The sequence below is a fragment of the Streptomyces sp. NPDC003393 genome (assembly GCF_053589015.1).
On the sequence record NZ_JBSFRB010000055.1, the window covers coordinates 1 to 19,356 of the forward strand.

Below are 19,356 nucleotides of genomic sequence, written 5' to 3' on the forward strand. Positions count from 1 at the left end.
GGTCCCCCCCCCCGGGGGCGGTGGGGGGCCCGTCGGCCGCCTCCCCGGGGGGGGCGCGCCGGCCGACGGCTTTTCGGACTCCGGGTCCCGGGTGCCGAGCCGCCGGCCTGCGGGATCGGCATTTCTGACATCACCGGGCCACGTCCTGGCGACGGAAGGAGCCCTGCCGCGCCGAAGTCGGCAGTCCCCCGATCGCAAGCCGGCAATGGCTGCGGTGGTACGCGTTTCCTCCGCGTGCGATGTTGGAGGAGAAGGGCGCCCTCGCACCGCCTCGCTGAGGAGGGGTTTCGATGTCGGACATGGAGTCGACGGCCGCCGGGCGGAAGCCGCGGTCGAACGCGTGGCAGTCGGCGCTCACCGTGCTGTTGGAGGCGGACCCTCCCTTCATTCCCAAGGGCGCGCATGCGATGACCATCGTCGTGGAGTTCCCACCGGGCGATCCTGGCACTCCCCCGCACCGGCACTCCGGCCCGTGCCTCGGCTATGTGCTGGAGGGCGAGATGGTGTTCGAACTCGAAGGAGAGCCGCCGCGTGTCGTCCGGGCCGGCGAGGCGTTCTTCGAGCCGGGCGGCGACGTCATCCACTACCAGGACGGCAACAACCGCGAGGACATCCCGTTGCGCTTCACCGTCAGCATGTTCATGGAGCCAGGCACACCGATGCTCACCCTCGTCGACGAGGAAGAGCTGGCCCAGCGCCGGGACCGCCGGGCCCGGCGCACCGACTGACCGCCGGCGCCCGCAGCCCGCCGGCGTCGGCGAAGCCCGGTCGGGGCGTCTTGGAGAGCGAAGAAGGCCGAAGAGACGGGGGTGATCGCCGCCGAGTCGTCACCGACAACACCGCCGGCATCTACGCCGCCGCCTCAGGCGACGCCCTCGTCGCCAAGGACGACGCCGTCATCGCCAAGACCACCTACCGGGACTTGCTCGCGCGCTGACCCCGGCAACCTGACGACCGTCAGCCACTGCGGCCATGCCCGCAGCCCGGCCCGCACCTGGTGAGGAGGTCAGGGAGGGGTCCGGTGTCGCGGTCCTCGACCACTGCCACCCCCCGGCCGGCAAGGCCGGGCCACGGTGTGAACACCGCTCAGGCGCGTGGGGAAGCAGCATCCGGCCGAAGGCGGGCCAACAGGAGGGCGATGTCGTCCTGGGGCCGGGTGCCGCAGGTCATGGCTTCGATGATCTGCGTGCAGCGGTCGTCGAGGTCACCGTGCGTCTGGCGGACGCAGGTGGCCAGGCGCGTCAGGCCGGCGTCGATGTCCTCGGAGCGGTCTTCGACCAGGCCGTCGGTGTAGAGAGCGAGCAGGCCCTCTCCGGGCATCGGCACGGTGGCCGACGCGTAGCCGTCGAATCCCCACCCGACGGCGCAGCCGACGGGGGAGTCAGGGAAAGCGACGATGCCGTCCGGGGCGAGGAGCAGGGGTGGAGGGTGCCCGGCACGGGCGAAGGTGCAGGTCGCCGTGGCGGGGTCGTGGATGAGGTAGACGCAGGTCGCCACGAGGGCGGGTAGATCGGCGTCGCGGCGTTGACCGACCTCCTGCGACAGTCGCAGGGCGACATTGTCCAGGTGGGAGAGGAGGATGTCGGGCGGCTGGTCGAGCTCCGCGAGGGCGTGCACGGCGGTGCGCATGCGGCCCATCGCGGCGGCCGCGCTGACGCCGTGGCCGATGACGTCTCCGACCACGAGCGCAGTGCGGCCCTCGGCGAGGGGAAGGACGTCGTACCAGTCGCCGCCGACCCGTTCGTGGGTGTCGGCGGGCAGGTACCGCGTCGCTACCTCCAGGAACCTGCTGCGCTGGAGATCGTGGGGCAGCAGGTCGCGTTGCAGGGCGAGAGCTGTGGCCCGCTGCTGCGCGTAGCGGCACGCGTCGTCCAGGCTGAGGGCGGCACGCGTCGCCAGCTCCTCGGCCAGCAGCAGGTCGTCGCGGGTGAAAGAGGCGGGATTGTCGGTGCGGGCGAAGGTGGCCACACCCAGGATGACGCCGCGCGCCTTGAGCGGCACGATCATGGCGGAGTGCATGCCGGCTCGTTTGATGGCGCGGTCGCGGGCCGGATCCTCCGTGAGCCAGTAATGGGAGGTGTCCAAACGCGGCTCGAAGTGGGACTCGCCCGTACGCAACGGTGCGACGATCGGTGACGAGGGAGGGTGGTAGACGACCTCCCCCGGTGCGAACACCGCCTCGGGCACGCCCGGGCGGATCGACGCCATCCCGGCACGCCGGAAGGCGGGGCCGCCGTACACGGCGGCGTCGGGACGCTCGCGGGGCATATCGCCGAGCGAGACCCAGTCCGCCAAGTCGACGGTCGCGAAATCCGCGAGGCGGGGGACGGCGATGTCGCTGAGTTCCTGCGCCGTCGTCATGATGTCCAAGGTGGTACCGATGCGGGTGCCGGCCGTAACCAGGAGCGAGAGCCGTCGTCGCGCGGATTCCTCGTCGACGTCGACGGCAGCGGCGCCGATGCCCACCGGTGCCCCGTCGGGGCCCTCGAAACGGAAGACCACCGTGGCGAAGGCTCGTTCATCCCCAGCGGGAGAGACGTTGGACAGGGTACGGCTGACCATTTCCCCACTGGCCAGCACGTGACGCAGCAACCGTTCGACCGTGGCCGGGTCGAATCCGGTCGACGTCTCCCACGGGCGACGCCCCAGCTTGGGCGCCCACTGATGGCCGGTTCGCTCAGCCATCACACTGTTCAGCCACACACAGCGTAGATCGGTGTCCCACACACCGAACGCCACCGGGGAACTCCCCATGGCCTGCTGGAACGACGACCTCTCCGTACGCGGCGCGTCGGGAGCCGCAGGGGTGGTGACCGAGAGTATCCACTGTTCGGCGCCTCCGACGCCCTCCAAGCGGGCCGCTTCCAGCACGACCCGTACCGGGTGCCCGTCCCGATGCCGCATGTCGAGGAGCCAGGCCCAACGGCCGCCGGGCCGGGCCTCCTTCAGGGAGCGGGACTTGAGGAGCCGTCCGAACCACTCCGGGCCGCCCGGTGTGTCCTCAGCCTCCCCGGGGGCGAAAGCCGCTTCCGAACGTGGAAGTGCTTCCTCCGCAGCCGTCGTCGCATCATGCGGCACCACGGAGGTATCCGACGCCTCGGACCGGTCGTCCGGTGGGACGAGAAGCTGACGCAGAGACGTGCCCACAATCTCTTCCGCGCGATGGCCAAGCATGGATCGCGCTCCCGAAGACCATCCCGTAAGGAATCCGGCACGGTCCACCAGCATCGCCGTCGCGAACCCAGAGAGGATCTCCGCGCCGAGGGTGTCTCCCGTGGACGCGCCGTTGCCGGACGTACCGATGCTGATCGGGCCACTCCCTTCGCGTATCCGCGTACAAGTCAGAGCTCATCTGCCTGAAGTACAGTATAAGTAGCTTTTGTTCGCAAAAGGGTGTCCTACTCAGTGTGGCCGCCAGCGCCCGCCGGCGGTGCCGCGGTTCCCACGCGGCGATCGCGCCGGGGGAGTTCCGGTCGACGCACCGGGCGGCCCGCCCGTCCCCGCCGGCCGCTTCCTGGTGCTCGTCGGCGGGCACCTTGTCCGCGTCGTCGCACAGCAGGTCAAGGCGGACGGCGAAGGCGAGCAGCTCGCCGACGACCTGCCGGGCCTCGGCGGGGGCGAGCGGGGCCGTCGATGAGCCGGCGTCCCACCCGGTGATGTGACCGGCGACCGGGCGGTCCTGCTCGTCATGGCCCCAGTCCAGGGTCACGACCAGTGCCCCAAGGAACGGGAGGTCGTCCGTGGCTCCGGCGAGAGGCTTCGGGACGGTGTGTTGATCGGGGTGGTGGTGCGCCCGCCGGGTACGGGCGGCCGGGTCGGACTGCCGGCAGCAGCCCGACGACGCGCTCCAGGACATCGAGCCGGGCCCGGGTCGGCCGACGGCCTTACGGCCGACGGGTCTCGGGTACCGAGCCGCCGGCCTGCGAAAGGGCCCGCCCGACCACCGGTGGTCCGTCGGGCGTCTTCCACGGAAGGGGGTTACCTCAAAGGGAGGCTTGCGGCCTCCGGAAGCACGTCGCGCACCGCCATCACTCCATCCGCGGCCCACGGCTTGACTTTCCGGGGGTCGAGCTCGGCGCGGACCGGCGCGCCCGTACGGTTCTGGGCGGGCGGCGACGAGGCAATGCGCCCCGCCACCCGACGCCCTCGGGTCGCGTCCCAAGGTTCACGCCCGCGCCGGCGGCTCGGGGGCATGCCAGGGCGCTGGTGCCGGCGGATCTCGCTGATGCCGCGGGACCGCCCGCGCGGGGCTTTCAGGCGTGCGACTCGGAGGGAGCCCGGTCGGGGCCCGTCCGCAGTTCCTCGATGACGCTGTCGAGATGTGCGCGCGCCGCGGCCTCGGCGGCCGCGGGGTCACCGGTCACGATCGCCTCGATGATGGCCAGGTGCTGCGGCAAGGACTGCGCGGCTCGGCCGGGGCGCAGCGCGAGCCGGAACTGGTAGCGCACCATCTGACCCTTGAGGCGGTCGAGCAGTCCCGCCGCCACCGTCTGGCCGCTCATGTGCGCGATGGCACTGTGCAGTTCGCGGTTCAGCCCGGAGTAGGTGGTCAGGTCCTGTTCGGCGACGGCCTGGCTCATGCGCGTCCCGATCTCCCTGAGGCCCTGCCGCGCGTCCGCCGACGCGCGTTCGGCCGCCCGCCGGGCGCACATCCCCTCCAGCGCCGCGCGGCACTCGGTGATCTGTATGGCCTCGTCGACGGAGACGATCCTCACCCGGGCCCCGCGGCGGGGGACGAGTTCGATGAGTCCGTCGCCGGCCAGATCCTGCAGGGCCTCCCGTACCGCACTGCGAGTGACGTGGAGCGACTCGGCGAGCTCCTGCTCGATGAGTCGCTGGCCGGGCACCATGTCTCCCGACGAGAGCGCTTGGCGAATGGCCGTGCTGACCACGCGCCGACCCTCTTGACCGGCGACCGGTTTGTCCGCCACTCCTACCGCCTTGCTCGAACCCGACACCTTGTGACCTGGTGCGCAGTGTATCCGCATCGCCATTTCGACAGGCGTGTCACCACCTGCCTCGACGGCGGCCCCACTGACGACCAGTCATGAAAAAGTTCTCGTCGAGCGTATTGTAAACAATCTCGTTGATGATTAAGTTGACGACAACGTCAGCGAGGGAGAGCACATGGCGCAGCCCACGGCGGCACGGTCCGAGGGTGATCCATGTGGGCAACCGCGCGGCGACCGGGTCGTGCGGGAGCCTCGCCCCTCGCGTCCGCCGCAGTGCGACGGGTGCGCCGGCGGTGGTGACCGCGGCTACGGCCGGCGTACTCGCCGGCACGGTCGCCCATGCTCCTGCGCCCCCGTCGGGGGCCCGGGCGCTGGTCTTCCGCGGCACCCAGCCGGTGAATTCGGCGTCGGACGCCGGTCCGCGGGCCGGGCAGCCCGCAGCACGTCTCCACGTCGGCCCTGCGTGCACCGCCCTGCTGATCACGACCGGCGGCGTGCTGCGCCCCGTCAACGGCAGACCTGCACCGTGATTCCCGAGAAGGAAGACCAATGATCATCGACTGCCACGGCCACTACACCACCGCGCCCCCCGCGCTGGAGAGGTGGCGCGAGCGGCAGATCACCGGACTCGCCGATCCGTCCGCGGCCCCTGATCCGGCGGATCTGCGGATCAGCGACGAGGACCTGCGCGAGAGCATCGAGTCGAACCAGCTGCGCGTGATGGACGAGCGCGGCATCGACCTCACGATCTTCTCGCCCCGGGCCTCTTTCATGGCCCACCACGTCGGGGACTTCGAGACCTCCTCGCAGTGGGCGGCCATCTGCAACGATCTGTGCTACCGCGTGAGCACGCTCTACCCCGAACGCTTCGTCCCCGCCGCGATGCTCCCCCAGTCACCCGGTGTCGACCCCGCGACCTGCGTGCCGGAACTCAAGAGGTGCGTCGAGGAGCTGGGGGCCGTCGCCATCAACCTCAGCCCCGACCCCTCGGGAGGCCACTGGACGGCCCCGCCGCTGACGGACCGCTCGTGGTACCCGCTCTACGAGGCGATGGTGGAGTACGACATCCCGGCGATGGTGCACGTCAGCACCAGTGTCAACCCGGCGTTCCACACCACCGGGGCCCACTACCTCAACGCGGACACCACGGTGTTCATGCAACTGGTCCAGGGGGACCTGTTCGCCGACTTCCCCACCCTGCGCCTCATCATCCCGCACGGCGGTGGCGCCGTCCCCTACCACTGGGGACGCTTCAGCGGCCTGGCTGCCGCGCTCGGGAAGCCACCGCTCGAGGAGCACCTGCTGGGCAACGTCTTCTTCGACACCTGTGTGTACCACCAGTCGGGGATCGATCTCCTGCTCGATGTCGTACCGACCCGCAACACCCTCTTCGCGTCGGAGATGATCGGCGCCGTCCGGACCGTCGATCCGGCCACGGGCCATCACTTCGACGACACCCGGCGCTACATCGAGGCCGCCGGACTGCCGGACACCGATCTGGCCGCCGTTCAGGAGCACAACGCACGCTCGGTCTATCCACGTCTTGACGCACTGCTGTCGCAGCAGGGTCGCTGACCGCACAGGGAGCCGCAGATCATGTACGAACTCGGAGTCGTCCACCGCAGCATCTCTCGCCCTGCGCGCGAGAGCGTCCAAGCACTTGCCCCGTTCGGGGTCAGCACCGTCCACGAGGCGATGGGACGCACCGGACTGATGCGCCCCTATATACGCCCCGTGTACCGCGGTGCGCGGCTGGCCGGCACGGCTGTGACCGTGCTTCTGCAGCCCGGCGACAACTGGATGCTGCACGTGGCGGTGGAGCAGGTACAGCCCGGCGACGTCCTGGTCGCGGCGTGCACCACCGAGTGCGAGGACGGATTCTTCGGTGAGCTGCTGGCGACGTCCGCACGTGCCCGCGGCGCGGCCGGACTGATCATCGACGGCGGCTGCCGCGACATCGACGCCCTGGAGGCGATGGACTTCCCGGTCTTCAGCCGGGCGATCAACTCCAAGGGGACCGTCAAGGCCACCCTGGGGTCCGTCAACATCCCCGTCGTCTGCGCCAATACGCTGGTCCGGCCCGGCGACGTGGTCGTGGCGGACACCGACGGCGTGGTGGTCGTCCCCCAGCAGCGCCTCGACGAGGTGGCCGAGGCGTCCCGCAAGCGGGAGGACGGCGAGGCGGGCAAGCGGGTCCGCTTCGCGGCGGGCGAGCTCGGTCTCGACATGTACGGAATGCGGGAACCGCTCGCGGCCGCGGGCCTGAAGTACGTCGACTGACCACTCCCCCTGACGCTCCCCCGGCCGGCCCGGGCAGTACGCCGGCCGCACAGGCCGTGTCCGAGCCGCATCGCCGGCGGCGAGCCTGCCGCAACTGATCCGTTATATCCCTCCCCCAGGACATGACGCCCATTTTGATAAGCTGTGCCCTATTTTTTCCGTAGGAGAGCAATGCTCATCACCGACACGCACACCCACGTCATCTCGCCCGACACGGCGCGTTACCCGATCGATCCCATCGGCGGGCGCCAGTCCGAGTGGTCGAAGGCCCATCCTGTCGACACCGAGAGTCTCCTCCGCGCACTGGACGAGGCCGGCATCGCCAGGGCCGTGGTGGTGCAGGCGTCCACCGTGTACGGCCACGACAACCGGCTCGTCGTCGATGCGGTGCGCGCACATCCGGACCGCTTCGTCGGCGTCTACTCGATCGACGCGATGGCCGCCGACGCGGTGGCCCGGATCCGGTACTGGCAGGACGAGGGCCTGGCCGGCTTCCGGCTGTTCACCACCGGCACCACGATGCCAGGACAGGCCGACTGGCTGGGACATGAGGATTCGTATCCGGCATGGGCGCACGCCGAGGAGCACGGCATCCCGGTGTGCCTGCAGATGACGATGCAGGGGCTGCCGGCGCTGCGCGGACTGCTGGAACGTTTCCCCAACGTCCGCGTCCTGCTGGACCACTGTGCGCGCCCCGATCTGTCCGACGGTGCGCCGTACCACCGGGCGCAGGCGCTGTTCGACATGGCGGCGTTTCCCGGTGTGCACCTGAAGCTGACCAACCGCACCTTGGACACGGCGGCCAAGGGCGCGTCCACGCCGGCGGTGTTCCTGGAACAGCTGGTTTCCGTGTACGGCGCCGGGCGCATCGCCTGGGGTTCGAACTTCCCCGCCGCCGAGGGGACTTTGCGGGAACTGCTGACAACGGCGAGCGAGGCGTTGTCGCCGCTGCCGGAGGCGGACCGGGAACTGATCCTGGGCGGCACCGCCGAGAAGTTCTACCCGTCCGCGACGACGAAGGACGCCCACCATGGCTGAACCGACCGTGCTCCGCACCGTGCTCGCCGATTACCCGCACACGGCCCCGTTGAAGCACGGCGAGTTCACCAGCCCCTCCGTACGGCTGGATTTCCAGGAATACGCGCCGGTGCACAAGGCCTTCGCGCCGATGGTGCGTGACGAGGCCTTCGACTTCTGCGAGTTGGCGATCGTCACCGCACTGCAGGCCGTGGCCTTCGGGCGCCCGGTGGTTCTCCTGCCGGCCGTGGTGGCCTCGCGTTTCCAGCGTGGCTGCCTGATCGCGCACGCGGCACGCCCGGTGCGGCCGGAGGATCTGGCCGGCAAGCGGGTCGGCGTTCGCGCCTACACCCAGACCACCGGCATGTGGGTACGCGCACACCTCGCCGCGGATCACGGCCTGACGCCGGACCGGGTGCGCTGGATCACCAGGGACGGCGCGCACGTCGAGCAGTACACGGACCCGGAGCACGTCGAGCACGGCATCGGCGACCGGAGCCTGCCCGATCTGCTGCGCGAGGGCGCGATCGACGCCGCCGTCCTCGGCAACGACCTGCCGGAAGGCGACGAGTTCGTCCGCGTCGTCCCCGACGCCGCCGCTCGCGACCTGGCCTGGTGGCAGCGCAACGGCTTCATGCCGATCAACCACATGGTGGCCGCCGGCCAGTCGGTGTGCCGCCGCGACCCCGGCGCGGTCCGGGAGGCCTACGCCCTGCTGCGACGGTCGGCCGAGACGGCGACACGACCGGAGGGTGAGCCGAACCCCGTCGTGTTCGGCTTCGAGCGGCTGCGGCGACCCGTCGAGATCGTCATCGAGGCGTGCCTCGACCAGGACCTGCTTCCCCGCAAGCTCAGCGTGGACGAGGTGTTCGGCCCGGCCGGCGATGTTCTGGGCGATCTGGGCGACTGAGTTGCGGGCCCTCCACAGGATTCGGCACATGCTCCCGTAAACCGGCGATTCAACGGAGAACCCGGAAACAATGACGCAGACCACATCAACCATCACCCCCGATCAGGCCGGAAAGCCGTCCAAGCCCTTCTACAAGGACCTCACATTCCAGGTCTTCGTCGGCATGGTCGTGGGAGTGACCGTAGGGGCGCTCGCACCCGACATCGGCAACCACCTCAACTTCCTCAGCGACATATTCATCCATCTGATCCAGATGGTGGTCGCGCTGATCATCTTCTGTACCGTCACGCACGGCATCGCCAGCGTGCGCGACCTCGGCAAGGTCGGCCGCATAGCGATCAAGTCGATCGTGTACTTCGAGGTGATCACCACCTTCGCCCTGGTCATCGGCCTGGTCGTGGTGAACGTCCTCAAGCCGGGCGCCGGCATGCACGTCGACCTGGCGTCGCTGCACGGCGGAGGCGACACCGCTGCCCCGGCCAAGAACATAGGCTTCGACGACTTCCTGGTCAGCCTGGTGCCGACCTCGGCGGTGCAGGCCTTCGCCGAAGGCGAGATCCTGCAGGTACTCGTGTTCTCGGTGCTGTTCGCCTGCGGGCTGGCGTCACTCGGGGACCGGGCGAAGCCGGTGCTGGACATCGTCGACAGCGTCCAGCGGGCGCTGTTCTGGGTCATCGGCGTGGTGATGAAGACCGCGCCGGTCGCCGCGATGGGCGCGATCTCGTTCACGGTGGCCAAGTACGGGCTGGGCACCCTGCTTTCGCTGGGCAAGCTCATCGGCGTGTTCTATCTGATATGCCTGCTCTTCTTCGTGCTGGTGCTGTGGCCGGTGGCCAGATACGCGGGCGTCAGCCTGCTGAAGGTGCTGCGGTACTTCCGCGCGGAACTGGTCCTCGTGCTCGGCACCAGTTCCTCGGAGAGCGTCTTCCCCCAGCTCACCCAGAAACTGGAGAAGCTGGGCGTCGACGAACCCGTGGTCGGCCTGGTGCTGCCCAGTGCCTACAGTTTCAACCACGACGGGACATGCCTGTACTTCGCTGCTGTCAGCGTGTTCCTGGCCCAGGCCACCGGCACCGACCTGGGCTGGCAGGAGCAGCTCGGACTGCTGCTGGTCCTGCTGTTCACCTCGAAGGGTGGCGCCGGGGTGTCCGGCTCCGCCATCGCGGTCCTGGCGCTGACGCTCAGCGCCACGCATACGATCCCGGTGAGCAGCATCGCTCTGGTGCTCGGCGTCCACCGTATGCTCTCGGCCGCGTTCGTGTTCACCAACATCGCCGGCAACTGCATCGCGACGCTGGTCGTGGGCAAGTGGGAGAAGGCCGTCGACCGCGAACGCCTGCGGACGGAACTGGACACCGGCTACGTGGCCGTCGCCTGAACGAACTGCGGGCCCCGCGCCCGCCCGACGCCCCGAGTCCGCGACCGCGGTCCGACCACGGTCGGGCCGCGGTCGGCGGATGCCACGACGCAGAAATGTGAGGGCCGCCACCCGGACCGGTCCGGGTGGCGGCCCAAGGCCGTGCCGCGTGGGGTGCCGTCACAGCAGGCCGAAGAGCCCGCCGAGACCACCGATGCCGCCGAGGCCACCGAGACCGCCCAGGCCGCCGAGGCTGCCGAGGCCGCCGATGCCGTCGTAGAGGAAGCCGCCGTAGCCGCCGTAGCCGCCGCCCCAGCGGTCGTAGCCGCCGCAGCCGCCGCCCCACCAACCACCGCAGTCACCGCCGCCATGAGTGGCGACCTGGACCGGGGCGGCCGTCGCGGCGGACGAGGCCGCCGAGGCCGTACCCGCCGTGCCGATCGCGGCGCCACCGACCAGCAGGACACCGGCCGCGGACATCGCGAACAGCCGCCTGACGCGTTGTGCTCTCATGGGAGTACCTTCCTTCCACCCACCACTCGGGTGGGTTTCCGAGGCATGAGGCGGGTGGCCACGGCCGCAGCGCAAACCCTCTTCACGAGGCTAAGCGCACACCGATCGCGCAGCATCTTGAGCCGAAAGAGTGAAGGAGCGGCGGACCGGGTCGCGGCCGAACTCCGGACGCGTGCGTTCCGTACTCCTGTGCAACCTTCCGGCGCTTCGGGCGTCTCCTAGAGACGGAAGATGATCCTCTGCCGACGGCCGGGAGTGAGGTAACGGGGATGACCGAACACGAAGACGTGGAGCGCGAGTTCGATCACCGATGGGTGAGCGCCGCCGAGCACAAGGAGCCCTCCGCCCGGGCCCGGATGCTGGCCGCCCGCTGGAAGGACAACCCTCCGGCCCCGGTCCCCTTCCGCGCCGACCCGGGCCCGGCCGCCCCTCGCCGCTCCTCGTGGATATCGACGGCCGTGGTCCTCGGCTGCGTCGCCGCCCTGATCCTCCTGATCGGCTACGCCCGGACGCGCGCCGTCTTCTGAGCGCGCCGGGCGCTCCGGGCGTTCGGCGGTAGAGGGGGAGCACGTGGCGAGAGGGGGCCTGGGCATGCGTCACGGGATCGACGACATCGAGGGTGGCGAGGCCGCGGTGGTTCGGCTGGCGAAGGGCGTACCGCCGCGGGACGCCCTCGTCGTCGGCGACCCCCGCGCCTGGCTGGCGCTGGACGCCGGCGCACGGATGGTCCACCGGTGCCGGCCGGGTCATCCGCCAGGCCCGTGCTGGGAACACACCGTGCCCCTGCCCGCCGATCCCGCGTCGCTCGACGAGCCGCGGCTCGCCCTGGCTCTGTGTCACCACGACGGCCGGATGCGTGAGCGGGCCCTGCTCCGGGCGGCGGCGCATCCCGGGCTGCTGCCGCTGGTGGTGATACGGGCGGCGGACTGGGCGGAACCGGTGCGTGCGCGGGCCCGCGAGCTGCTGCGTGCCCTGCTCGACGCGGACACCGCGAGCGCGCTGACCCCGCTGATCCTGCTCGTCGGCCGGCGCGAGCGCGGAGCCGCCGCCGTCGAGCTGCTCGAAGAGGTTCTGCGCACGGTGCCACGCGGGCGCCTGGCCCCCCTCCTCGGCCATGCCGACCGCACCGTGCGGCGCTTCTCCCACCGTCTGGCGATCGAGGCGGGCCTCCTGTCCGCCGTGGAACTGGCCCGCACGGCCGCCCGTGACGACGACGCCGTCGTCCAGACCCTGTGCGGGGAGGCCGCCCTGTCCGCCGTGGCGGCGGACAGGCGCGGTCCGGACGACGAGGTCCTCGTGGCGCTGCTCGGAGCCCGCTCGCCCCGAGTGCGCGCCATCGGTGTCACGGCGCTGCGGCGCGCCGGACGCCCGGCCTGCGCGGAGGGCTTCCTGGCCGACCGGTCGGGCCTGGTGCGGGCCTGCGCCCGGTACGTCGTACGGCAGCACGGCACCGATCCGCTGCCCTGGTACCGGCGCCGGTGCGCCGAGGCCGACGACCCCGCGCTGCCGCCCGGGGCGGCGATCGGTCTGGCGGAGTGCGGCGAGCGTGCCGACGCCGCCCTGCTGTGGCCGCTGACCGCCCATCCCTCCCCCGGGGTACGGGCGCGCGCGGTGGCCGGGCTGCGCGCGCTGGACGTGACGGACGCAGCGCGGCTGCTTCCGTTGCTGGACGACACGGCGCCCGGCGTGGTGCGGGAGGCGACCGAGGCCCTGCTGCCCTCCGCACGGTCCCTGGACGAGGAGCGGCTGGCCGCCGGGCTGGCGGCCGACCGGCCACGGCATGTGCGGGTCGCCTCGTTCCGGCTGCTCGACGCGTGCGGTGGACTCGTACGGCTGCGGGCGGCGGTGGCGCTGCTGGAGGATCCGGACGAGCGGCTGCGGTCGTGGGCCGGGCAGTCGGTGCAGGGCTGGCGTCCGACGCACGAGGTGCCGCGCGGGGCGGCAGAGGTGGGCGAGCTGCTGGAGCGGTCCCGCCGCCTCTTCGGCGAGCACGTGCTGAAGCGGCGCGCATGGGAGGCCGGGCTCGACCGCTGACGCCGCGCTCGCACCGCCCGGGCACCGGTCGGCCCACCGGGTCCTTTGCCACTGCTGGAGGCGTTCGGGATCCGTTCATGGCGGTGCTCAGGTGCACACTGGATGACGGGACGAGTGCCTGACTGCGGGGTGATGCAAGATGCAGAGCCGCTTCCGGAGCGACCGACGGCTGACCGTGCGCATGGGGGTCACGCTGTTCCTGCTCGGACTTCTGTACGTGGCGTTCGTGGCCGCACTGATCGTGCTGCTGAAGTCCTGGGTACTGGTCGTGGTGATCGCGGCGGTCGCGCTCGGCGCCCAGTACTGGTTCTCCGACCGGATCGCGCTGTTCGCGATGCACGGCCGAGTGGTGGAGCGGGAGGAGTATCCCGAGCTGCACGCGGTCGTGGACCGGTTGTGCGCCATCGCCGACATGCCCAAGCCGGTGGTCGCCGTGTCCAACATGGACATGCCGAACGCGTTCGCCACGGGCCGCAACCCGGACAACGCGGTGGTGTGCGTGACGACCGGGCTGCTGCGCCGGCTGGAGCCCGCCGAGCTGGAGGGCGTGCTGGCGCACGAGCTGTCGCACGTGGCGCACAAGGACGTCGCCGTGATCACCGTCGCGTCCTTCCTCGGCGTGGTGGCGGGACTGGTCGTGCGGTTCGCGTTCTATTCGGAGCTCTTCGGACGGGGCCGCAAGGACCAGAACACCCTGGCCGTGTTCGCCATGGTCATGGGCGTCTCCGCGGCCGTGTACGCGATCAGCTTCCTGCTGATCAGGGCGTTGTCCCGGTACCGGGAGCTGGCCGCGGACCGGGCGGCGGCCCTGCTGACCGGGCGGCCCTCCACGCTGGCCTCCGCGCTCACCAAGGTCACGGGTGACATCGCCCGGATCCCGTCGGAGGACCTGCGCACCGCCCAGGCCTTCAACGCCTTCTACTTCACCCCGGCGCTGGGCTCCGACCCCGGCATCTCCCGGTTCTTCTCCACCCACCCGAGCCTGGAGCAGCGGCTGGAGCAGCTGGGCCGGATCTCCGCCGAGCTGGGCGAGGCCGCGACGCCGGGGAGGGCGGGCTGAGCATGGGGCTGCTGGACATCCTCCTCGGGCGTACCAAGCCGGCTCCGCCGAACCTGGACCAGCTGTTCGGGCTGCCGTCGGCGGCGGTGACGCTGGAGGCCGCGGCAGGCCTGAGGCCGACCGGGCAGGGCGCGGTGTGCTTCGCCACGGTGGAGGGCGCCGCGTTCGAGCAGACCCACCGCGAGGTGCAGGCGCTGCTCGACGCGGACACCGACCGCACGGGCCCGCCGGTGGAGCTGTCCAAGGACGCCTACGGCTACTCCTGGCTGGTCTCCCGCCGCGCCCCGGACCAGCTGCCGGAGCTCGTCAACGACCTGCACGCGGTGAACAGCGCGATGGAGGTCAACGGCTTCGGCCCCCAGCTGCTGTGCTCCCTGGTCGGCTTCGCCGACAGCGAGGCGGCCGACGGTGAGGCGGCCGGCGGCTCCGGTCGCCGACTGGCGCTGGTGTACCTCTACAAACGGGGCACCTTCTACCCCTTCGCCCCGCTGCCGGACCGCCCGCACCAGCGGGACAACGCCCTGGAACTGCAGCTGAAGGCCACCCTGGCGAACGACCTGCGCATCGAAGAGGACCTGAGCCGCTGGTTCCCGGTGTGGGGCGCCCCGGGCCTGTGACCTTCCCCCGGGGCCACTGTCAGTGGTGTCGGGGAGGATGCTGCCCGTATCTGTGGGACCACGGGCGGAGGGCGCATGGGACAGCCGATTCGGTACGTCGACGTCGCCGAGCGGCGGGCCAGGCTCGCCCTGCGGCACCGGCTGGCGGCCGGGGCGCGGGCGGCCGGTCCGGAGGAGGTCGCGACGTCTTTGGTGGCACTGCACGGCACGGACCCGGCCACGGTGTATCTGGGGGTGGCCGCGCGCCTGGCCGATCCGGTGACGGCGGTGCCGCGGACGGAGCGGGCGCTGTACGAGGACCGCACGCTGGTGCGGATGCACGGCATGCGGCACACGGTCTTCGTGTTCCCGGCGGAGCTGACCGCCGTGGTGCACGCCTCCACCGGGGTCGCCGTCGCCGCCCGCGCCCGCGCGCAGCTGGTCAAGGACATGGCGGCGGTGGGCGCGCCGGACGCGGTCTGGCTGAAGGAGGTCGAGGAGTCGACGCTGGCGGCGCTGGCCCGGCGCGGTCAGGCCACGGCGGCCGAGCTCGCCGAGGACGAGCCCCGGTTGCGGGAGCAGTTCGCGTACGCGCCGGGCAAGAGCTACGAGGGCGTGCACACGGTGTCGTCCCGGCTGCTGCGCCTGCTGGGTGTCGAGGGCAAGGTCGTACGCGGCCGGCCGCTCGGCTCCTGGACGTCCACCCAGTTCCGGTGGGCCCTCGCGCCCGAGCACCCCGAGCTGGACGTCGCGGACGCCCAGAGGGATCTGCTGCACCGCTGGCTCGCGGTGTGCGGACCGGCGACCGAGGCCGACCTGAAGTGGTGGACGGGCTGGCGGGTGACGGAGGTGCGGCGCGCGCTGGCGGCGATGGGCGCGCAGGAGGTGTCCCTCGACGAGGGCACGGGACACGTGGTCGCGGGTGACACGGAGCCGGTGGCGGCCCCGCGGGAACCGTGGGCGGCCCTGCTGCCCGCTCTCGACCCGACGGCGATGGGCTGGCAGCAGCGCGACTGGTATCTCGCACCGGAGCTGCGGCCCGCGCTCTTCGACCGCAGCGGCAACGTCGGCCCCACGGTGTGGTGGAACGGCCGGGTGGTCGGCGGCTGGGCCCAGCGCCCCGACGGTGAGATCGCCTGGCGCCTGCTGGACCCTGGGAACGCCGGGCGGGAGGCGGAGACGGCCGTCGCGGAGCAGGTCCGCCTCCTCCAGGAGGTGCTCGGCCGGACCAGGGTGACGCCGCGCTTCCGCACACCGCTGGAGAAGGAACTGGCGGCGTAGGCGGGTTCGCCGGCCGGTCCGGGTGGGTGCCCGGACCGGCCGGCGGCGGCTCAGCGCGAGTAGCGCATGAGGGCCCGCACCATACGGCAGGTGGTGTCCGACGGCGGGTGCACGCCGATGAGTTCGGCGGTGCTCCGTATCGTCTCGTCGCGCGCCTGGGCCGGCGGATAGACGCCGGAGTCGAGCAGCGCGATGGCGAGCCGCAGGGCCTTCAGACGGCGGTTGTGCGTGACGTACCACTCCCGCGGGCGCCCGGCCGGCAACGGCCGCTTCTCCACGGGGGCGTACGGCAGGTCGAGCAGGACGGGACGCTTCGCGGTGGACTGGGTCGGCAACGGCTTCGGCTTCAGTGCGGCAGCGGGCACAGGCATCCTCCTGTCGCGTGGGGGTGTCCACCGGGACCACGGCGACTCCGGCGACACCCTCGAACACTGCTTCTATTCTACTGCCGACCACTGACAAAACCCCCTGGCCACAAGGCTGTCGAGGCTGATGTGACGCAGGCGGAAGACGGGTTTTCGCGTACCGTGGCCCCATGGAGATCTGGATCAACCCGGCCTGTTCGAAGTGCCGCAGCGCGCTCAGCCTGCTCGACGCCGAGGGCGCCGACTACACCGTCCGCCGCTATCTGGAGGAGGTGCCCGCCGAGGACGAGATCCGGGCGGTGCTCGACCGGCTCGGGCTGGAGCCGTGGGACATCACCCGCACCCAGGAGGCCGACGCCAAGGAGCTCGGCCTGAAGGAGTGGCCTCGGGACGCCGGTGCGCGCGACCGCTGGATCGCAGCCCTGGCCACGCACCCGAAGCTGATCCAGCGTCCCATCATCACGGCCGACGACGGCACGGCGGTGGTGGCGCGCACGGAGGACGCGGTGCGCGACGCGCTCGCACGGAAGGGCTGAGCCTCCGTCACCTCCTCCGACCTCCCGTCATCTGCCTTGTGACGCACGTTACTTCGACCGACCCCCGCAACCGCTGAGTGACCTCGTTCGGCATCCCGTACATAGCGGCGTACGCTCCCCTACCTCTTCAGGAGGCGCGCATGTCGCGCAGGAGAACTCTCGGTACGAAGAAGAAGGTCGCGCTGCTGGTCGGCGCAGCGGCGGTGGCGGGAGGCGGGGCCTTCGCACTGGCGGCCACGTCCAACGCCGCGCAGCCGCAGAGCCCGCGCACGCTGTCCGCCGGGGACTCGACCGTCTGCCAGGGACTCGCCACCGCCCTCGGCAACAACCAGAGGTTCATCGACGGGCAGCGGGCCGACCCGGACGCCCAGTCCGAGGCCCGGATCGCCAACCGCCAGGCGGTCGTCGAGGAGATCAAGCGCAAGCAGGCCGCGTCCGGCTGCACGGTTGGGGAGTCGGCTCAGGACTCCCGGACCGGCGCGCAGGGCGGAGACCAGCAGGCCGGCATGGGCCAGGAGGCCGGGGGCGGCGGCCAGGCCGCGCAGCCCTCGCAGACCGGTGCGGCGGGAAACCCCGGCGCCGGGGCCGCTGCCACCGGGCAGCAGGTCTGCCAGGGCTCCACCGTCACGCTCTCGGGCGAGGGCGGTGCCCCGGCGGCGTCCAGCAACCAGTTCCCCGCGGGTACCACGCTGAAGGTCACCAACCTGGACAACAACAAGTCCACGACGGTGAAGGTCACGTCGGTGTCCGGTAGTTGTGCCCTGCTCAACAACGCCGCCTTCGAACAGGTCCGCGAGCCCGGCAAGTTCCTCATCCGGCACGCACGGATCGAGAAGGTGGGATGACCGGTGACCGGGTCACCCGGGTGAGGGGTGGGCGGGTGACGCTCAGCCCGCCGCCAGGAAACCGCTGAGCCGGCGGCCCAGCCCGGCCGGCGCGGCCTGCGGCAGCGCGTGGTGCGAGACGTCAGGCAGTACGTCGCTCTCCACGCGCGGCAGCGTCGCCCCCGCCCTGGCCGCCACCCGCCGGCTGTCGTGGGTCCTGCTGTTCCCCGCCAGGAGCAGCAGGACCGGCACCTCGAGGGCGCGCATCGCGCTCGGTTCCGGGCGCGGGCCGGTCACCGGTCTGGTGGCGGGGAAGCCCGCGGCCGCCTCCTGGAGCCGGAGCCAGTCCGGGTCCAGGGGCGCCGCACCGGTCTCCCACTCCAGGAAGGCGCGGACGCGGCGCGGCGAGGGCCGCAGCAGGACGGGCAGCGCGTGCAGCAGGTACGCCGCCTCGAATCCGGCGAAGCACCGCGTCGGATCGAGGAGGAACAGGCGGCGGACCCGGCCGGGGGCGTGCAGCGCGTAGTGCAGGGCGATCCAGCCGCCGTAGGAGTGCCCGCCGAGATCCACCCGGCGGGCTCCGAGGTGATCGAGGAGCGCGTCGAGCCAGACCGCCAGGTCGGCGACCGTACGGGGGTGGCGGTCGCCGGCCGGGGCGCTCATCCCGGGGGCGCCGATCAGGTCGACGGCGTGCACCCGGCGGGTGCGGGCCAGGTCGGCGGCCTGGGCGTACCAGGACAGGGAGGTCGCCCCGCCGCCGCCCGGCAGCAGGAGCAGCGGGGGCGCTTCGCGCGGGCCGCAGGAGTTGACGCGCGTGTCGCCGAAGGGTGTGGCGACCGTCAGCGCCTCGCGGTCCGCCGGCCATGTGGCCAGCACCTTGTCGTACGCGGCGCGGAAGGCGTCGCTGTCGTGTACGGCCACGGGACAACCCCCTATTATCTCGTCGAGCGAGATGTTCGCTGAACGAGACGATAGCGCGGGAGGTCCTCTCGTGGCACCGGAAGCCGAGCCGGAATCCAAACCGCGGTCCGAGCCGCGATCCGAGCCGCGGTCCGAGCCGGAGTCAGAGCCGCAGTCCGAGCCTGCGGCGCGGCCGGGCACCCGGCAGGAGATGGAGATCGTCCATCTCCTGCGCGCCGCCACCGTCGAACTCGGCCTGCACAGCGCCCGCTTCGCGAGCCGCAACGGCATGCACGCGACGGACGTCCGGGCCCTGATCGCGCTCATGGACGCGCGGCGGGCGGGCGAGGAGACGACCGCCGGGCGGCTGGGGGCCGCGCTGGGACTCAATTCGGCCGGCACGACGGCACTGCTCGACCGCCTGGAGCGGGCCGGCCACGTCCGCCGGGTCCGCGGCGCGGCAGACCGGCGCAAAGTCGTCGTCGAGGTCGAGGAAAGCGCCGTGGAACTCGGCCAGACCTTCTTCGGACCGCTGATCGAGCGCTCGGTGGAGTTGCTGCGCGGCTACGACGACCATGAGCTCGCCGCGATCCGGGACTTCCTCGGCGGGGTGGGGCAGGCCGCGGCCGAGCGGTCCCCCGCTGGCTCCCCCGGCCGGTCCTCCGCCCCGCCGGACCGGCGCCGGCCACGTGGTACGTGGCACGTCCGCCCCAGGTAACACGGGGTTCACA

21 protein-coding genes and 1 pseudogene are annotated in these 19,356 nt (G+C 71.6%); 16 read left to right on the plus strand and 6 right to left on the minus strand.

The genetic code is table 11. The annotated features are described in order from the left end of the window. The first annotated feature begins 290 nt into the window (after positions 1-290). Positions 291-728, plus strand: coding sequence for a cupin domain-containing protein (locus ACWDUZ_RS34605; protein ID WP_451635786.1), 438 nt, complete (start codon positions 291-293; stop codon positions 726-728). A 50-nt stretch (positions 729-778) separates the two neighbouring features. Then, positions 779-937, plus strand: a complete 159-nt coding sequence (locus ACWDUZ_RS34610; protein WP_451635787.1) for a hypothetical protein — start codon at positions 779-781, stop codon at positions 935-937. Positions 938-1,086: 149 nt separating this feature from the next. On the opposite strand, the gene ACWDUZ_RS34615 is transcribed toward ACWDUZ_RS34610, so the two are convergent. Together ACWDUZ_RS34615 and ACWDUZ_RS34620 are read right to left on the minus strand one after the other, a co-directional pair. Continuing rightward, positions 1,087-2,904 carry a SpoIIE family protein phosphatase gene (locus tag ACWDUZ_RS34615; RefSeq protein ID WP_451635826.1) on the minus strand — a complete coding sequence of 606 codons (1,818 nt, stop codon included), beginning with the start codon at positions 2,902-2,904 and terminating at the stop codon, positions 1,087-1,089. A gap of 204 nt (positions 2,905-3,108) precedes the next feature. Next, a pseudogene (locus tag ACWDUZ_RS34620) lies at positions 3,109-3,228 on the minus strand (PAS domain-containing protein); the annotation flags it as partial. 202 nt (positions 3,229-3,430) lie between these two features. Between ACWDUZ_RS34620 and ACWDUZ_RS34625 the strand changes: the two are divergent. Then, complete coding sequence (locus ACWDUZ_RS34625; protein WP_451635788.1) at positions 3,431-3,637, plus strand: hypothetical protein; 207 nt, start codon at positions 3,431-3,433, stop codon at positions 3,635-3,637. A 616-nt stretch (positions 3,638-4,253) separates the two neighbouring features. On the opposite strand, the gene ACWDUZ_RS34630 is transcribed toward ACWDUZ_RS34625, so the two are convergent. Beyond that, positions 4,254-4,931, minus strand: a complete 678-nt coding sequence (locus tag ACWDUZ_RS34630) for a GntR family transcriptional regulator (protein ID WP_451635789.1) — start codon at positions 4,929-4,931, stop codon at positions 4,254-4,256. A gap of 570 nt (positions 4,932-5,501) precedes the next feature. Between ACWDUZ_RS34630 and ACWDUZ_RS34635 the strand changes: the two genes are divergently transcribed. The 5 genes from ACWDUZ_RS34635 to ACWDUZ_RS34655 all read left to right on the plus strand — a co-directional run bounded on the left by ACWDUZ_RS34635 (position 5,502) and on the right by ACWDUZ_RS34655 (position 10,537). Further along, positions 5,502-6,527: an amidohydrolase family protein gene (locus ACWDUZ_RS34635; RefSeq protein WP_451635790.1), complete on the plus strand. Its 1,026-nt coding sequence runs from the start codon at positions 5,502-5,504 to the stop codon at positions 6,525-6,527. Between the two features lie 21 nt (positions 6,528-6,548). Continuing rightward, the gene (ligK, locus tag ACWDUZ_RS34640) at positions 6,549-7,232 is read left to right on the plus strand and encodes a 4-carboxy-4-hydroxy-2-oxoadipate aldolase/oxaloacetate decarboxylase (RefSeq protein ID WP_451635791.1); all 684 of its coding nucleotides are present in this window, start codon (positions 6,549-6,551) and stop codon (positions 7,230-7,232) included. 171 nt (positions 7,233-7,403) lie between these two features. Beyond that, positions 7,404-8,270, plus strand: a complete 867-nt coding sequence (locus tag ACWDUZ_RS34645; RefSeq protein WP_451635792.1) for an amidohydrolase family protein — start codon at positions 7,404-7,406, stop codon at positions 8,268-8,270. Then, positions 8,263-9,159 (plus strand): ABC transporter substrate-binding protein, encoded by an 897-nt coding sequence (locus tag ACWDUZ_RS34650; RefSeq protein ID WP_451635793.1) that lies wholly within the window; start codon positions 8,263-8,265, stop codon positions 9,157-9,159. Before ACWDUZ_RS34645 ends, ACWDUZ_RS34650 begins: the two co-directional genes overlap by 8 nt. 70 nt (positions 9,160-9,229) lie before the next feature. Further along, positions 9,230-10,537 (plus strand): cation:dicarboxylate symporter family transporter, encoded by a 1,308-nt coding sequence (locus tag ACWDUZ_RS34655; RefSeq protein WP_451635794.1) that lies wholly within the window; start codon positions 9,230-9,232, stop codon positions 10,535-10,537. Between the two features lie 159 nt (positions 10,538-10,696). On the opposite strand, the gene ACWDUZ_RS34660 is transcribed toward ACWDUZ_RS34655, so the two are convergent. Then, positions 10,697-11,029 (minus strand): hypothetical protein, encoded by a 333-nt coding sequence (locus ACWDUZ_RS34660; RefSeq protein WP_451635795.1) that lies wholly within the window; start codon positions 11,027-11,029, stop codon positions 10,697-10,699. Positions 11,030-11,298: 269 nt separating this feature from the next. On the opposite strand from ACWDUZ_RS34660, the gene ACWDUZ_RS34665 reads away from it, so the two are divergent. The 5 genes from ACWDUZ_RS34665 (at position 11,299) to ACWDUZ_RS34685 (ending at position 16,000) form a co-directional block, all read left to right on the plus strand. Next, the gene (locus tag ACWDUZ_RS34665) at positions 11,299-11,556 is read left to right on the plus strand and encodes an SCO2583/SCO2584 N-terminal domain-containing protein (RefSeq protein ID WP_451635796.1); all 258 of its coding nucleotides are present in this window, start codon (positions 11,299-11,301) and stop codon (positions 11,554-11,556) included. Between the two features lie 64 nt (positions 11,557-11,620). Beyond that, positions 11,621-13,063: a hypothetical protein gene (locus ACWDUZ_RS34670; RefSeq protein WP_451635797.1), complete on the plus strand. Its 1,443-nt coding sequence runs from the start codon at positions 11,621-11,623 to the stop codon at positions 13,061-13,063. A gap of 139 nt (positions 13,064-13,202) precedes the next feature. After that, the gene (gene htpX, locus ACWDUZ_RS34675) at positions 13,203-14,123 is read left to right on the plus strand and encodes a zinc metalloprotease HtpX (RefSeq protein ID WP_451635798.1); all 921 of its coding nucleotides are present in this window, start codon (positions 13,203-13,205) and stop codon (positions 14,121-14,123) included. 2 nt (positions 14,124-14,125) lie between these two features. Beyond that, positions 14,126-14,740, plus strand: coding sequence for a PspA-associated protein PspAB (pspAB, locus tag ACWDUZ_RS34680; RefSeq protein ID WP_451635799.1), 615 nt, complete (start codon positions 14,126-14,128; stop codon positions 14,738-14,740). 75 nt (positions 14,741-14,815) lie between these two features. Further along, the gene (locus ACWDUZ_RS34685; RefSeq protein WP_451635800.1) at positions 14,816-16,000 is read left to right on the plus strand and encodes a winged helix DNA-binding domain-containing protein; all 1,185 of its coding nucleotides are present in this window, start codon (positions 14,816-14,818) and stop codon (positions 15,998-16,000) included. Positions 16,001-16,050: 50 nt separating this feature from the next. Here the strand turns inward: ACWDUZ_RS34685 and ACWDUZ_RS34690 are convergent, their stop codons facing one another. Continuing rightward, positions 16,051-16,365 carry a hypothetical protein gene (locus tag ACWDUZ_RS34690; protein ID WP_451635801.1) on the minus strand — a complete coding sequence of 105 codons (315 nt, stop codon included), beginning with the start codon at positions 16,363-16,365 and terminating at the stop codon, positions 16,051-16,053. A 170-nt stretch (positions 16,366-16,535) separates the two neighbouring features. Here ACWDUZ_RS34690 and ACWDUZ_RS34695 point away from each other — a divergent pair, with 170 nt between their 5' ends. Together ACWDUZ_RS34695 and ACWDUZ_RS34700 are read left to right on the plus strand one after the other, a co-directional pair. Beyond that, entirely contained in the window at positions 16,536-16,901 is a 366-nt protein-coding gene (locus tag ACWDUZ_RS34695; RefSeq protein WP_451635802.1) for an ArsC/Spx/MgsR family protein, read from the plus strand. A gap of 140 nt (positions 16,902-17,041) precedes the next feature. Beyond that, the gene (locus ACWDUZ_RS34700) at positions 17,042-17,746 is read left to right on the plus strand and encodes a hypothetical protein (RefSeq protein WP_451635803.1); all 705 of its coding nucleotides are present in this window, start codon (positions 17,042-17,044) and stop codon (positions 17,744-17,746) included. A 42-nt stretch (positions 17,747-17,788) separates the two neighbouring features. Here the strand turns inward: ACWDUZ_RS34700 and ACWDUZ_RS34705 are convergent, their stop codons facing one another. Next, positions 17,789-18,646, minus strand: coding sequence for an alpha/beta fold hydrolase (locus ACWDUZ_RS34705; protein ID WP_451635804.1), 858 nt, complete (start codon positions 18,644-18,646; stop codon positions 17,789-17,791). A 190-nt stretch (positions 18,647-18,836) separates the two neighbouring features. Between ACWDUZ_RS34705 and ACWDUZ_RS34710 the strand changes: the two genes are divergently transcribed. Next, positions 18,837-19,343, plus strand: a complete 507-nt coding sequence (locus ACWDUZ_RS34710) for a MarR family winged helix-turn-helix transcriptional regulator (RefSeq protein WP_451635805.1) — start codon at positions 18,837-18,839, stop codon at positions 19,341-19,343. Positions 19,344-19,356 lie beyond the last annotated feature (13 nt).

Coding starts and splice junctions, on each gene's coding strand:
- pspAB (WP_451635799.1), top strand. CDS start 14,126: ATGGGGCTGCTGGACATCCTCCTCGGGCGTACCAAGCCGGCTCCGCCG.
- ligK (WP_451635791.1), top strand. CDS start 6,549: ATGTACGAACTCGGAGTCGTCCACCGCAGCATCTCTCGCCCTGCGCGC.
- ACWDUZ_RS34695 (WP_451635802.1), top strand. CDS start 16,536: ATGGAGATCTGGATCAACCCGGCCTGTTCGAAGTGCCGCAGCGCGCTC.
- ACWDUZ_RS34700 (WP_451635803.1), top strand. CDS start 17,042: ATGTCGCGCAGGAGAACTCTCGGTACGAAGAAGAAGGTCGCGCTGCTG.
- ACWDUZ_RS34660 (WP_451635795.1), bottom strand. CDS start 11,029: ATGAGAGCACAACGCGTCAGGCGGCTGTTCGCGATGTCCGCGGCCGGT.
- ACWDUZ_RS34710 (WP_451635805.1), top strand. CDS start 18,837: ATGGAGATCGTCCATCTCCTGCGCGCCGCCACCGTCGAACTCGGCCTG.
- ACWDUZ_RS34670 (WP_451635797.1), top strand. CDS start 11,621: ATGCGTCACGGGATCGACGACATCGAGGGTGGCGAGGCCGCGGTGGTT.
- ACWDUZ_RS34635 (WP_451635790.1), top strand. CDS start 5,502: ATGATCATCGACTGCCACGGCCACTACACCACCGCGCCCCCCGCGCTG.
- ACWDUZ_RS34665 (WP_451635796.1), top strand. CDS start 11,299: ATGACCGAACACGAAGACGTGGAGCGCGAGTTCGATCACCGATGGGTG.
- ACWDUZ_RS34605 (WP_451635786.1), top strand. CDS start 291: ATGTCGGACATGGAGTCGACGGCCGCCGGGCGGAAGCCGCGGTCGAAC.
- ACWDUZ_RS34645 (WP_451635792.1), top strand. CDS start 7,404: ATGCTCATCACCGACACGCACACCCACGTCATCTCGCCCGACACGGCG.
- ACWDUZ_RS34655 (WP_451635794.1), top strand. CDS start 9,230: ATGACGCAGACCACATCAACCATCACCCCCGATCAGGCCGGAAAGCCG.
- ACWDUZ_RS34685 (WP_451635800.1), top strand. CDS start 14,816: ATGGGACAGCCGATTCGGTACGTCGACGTCGCCGAGCGGCGGGCCAGG.
- ACWDUZ_RS34615 (WP_451635826.1), bottom strand. CDS start 2,904: ATGCGGCATCGGGACGGGCACCCGGTACGGGTCGTGCTGGAAGCGGCC.
- htpX (WP_451635798.1), top strand. CDS start 13,203: ATGCAGAGCCGCTTCCGGAGCGACCGACGGCTGACCGTGCGCATGGGG.
- ACWDUZ_RS34650 (WP_451635793.1), top strand. CDS start 8,263: ATGGCTGAACCGACCGTGCTCCGCACCGTGCTCGCCGATTACCCGCAC.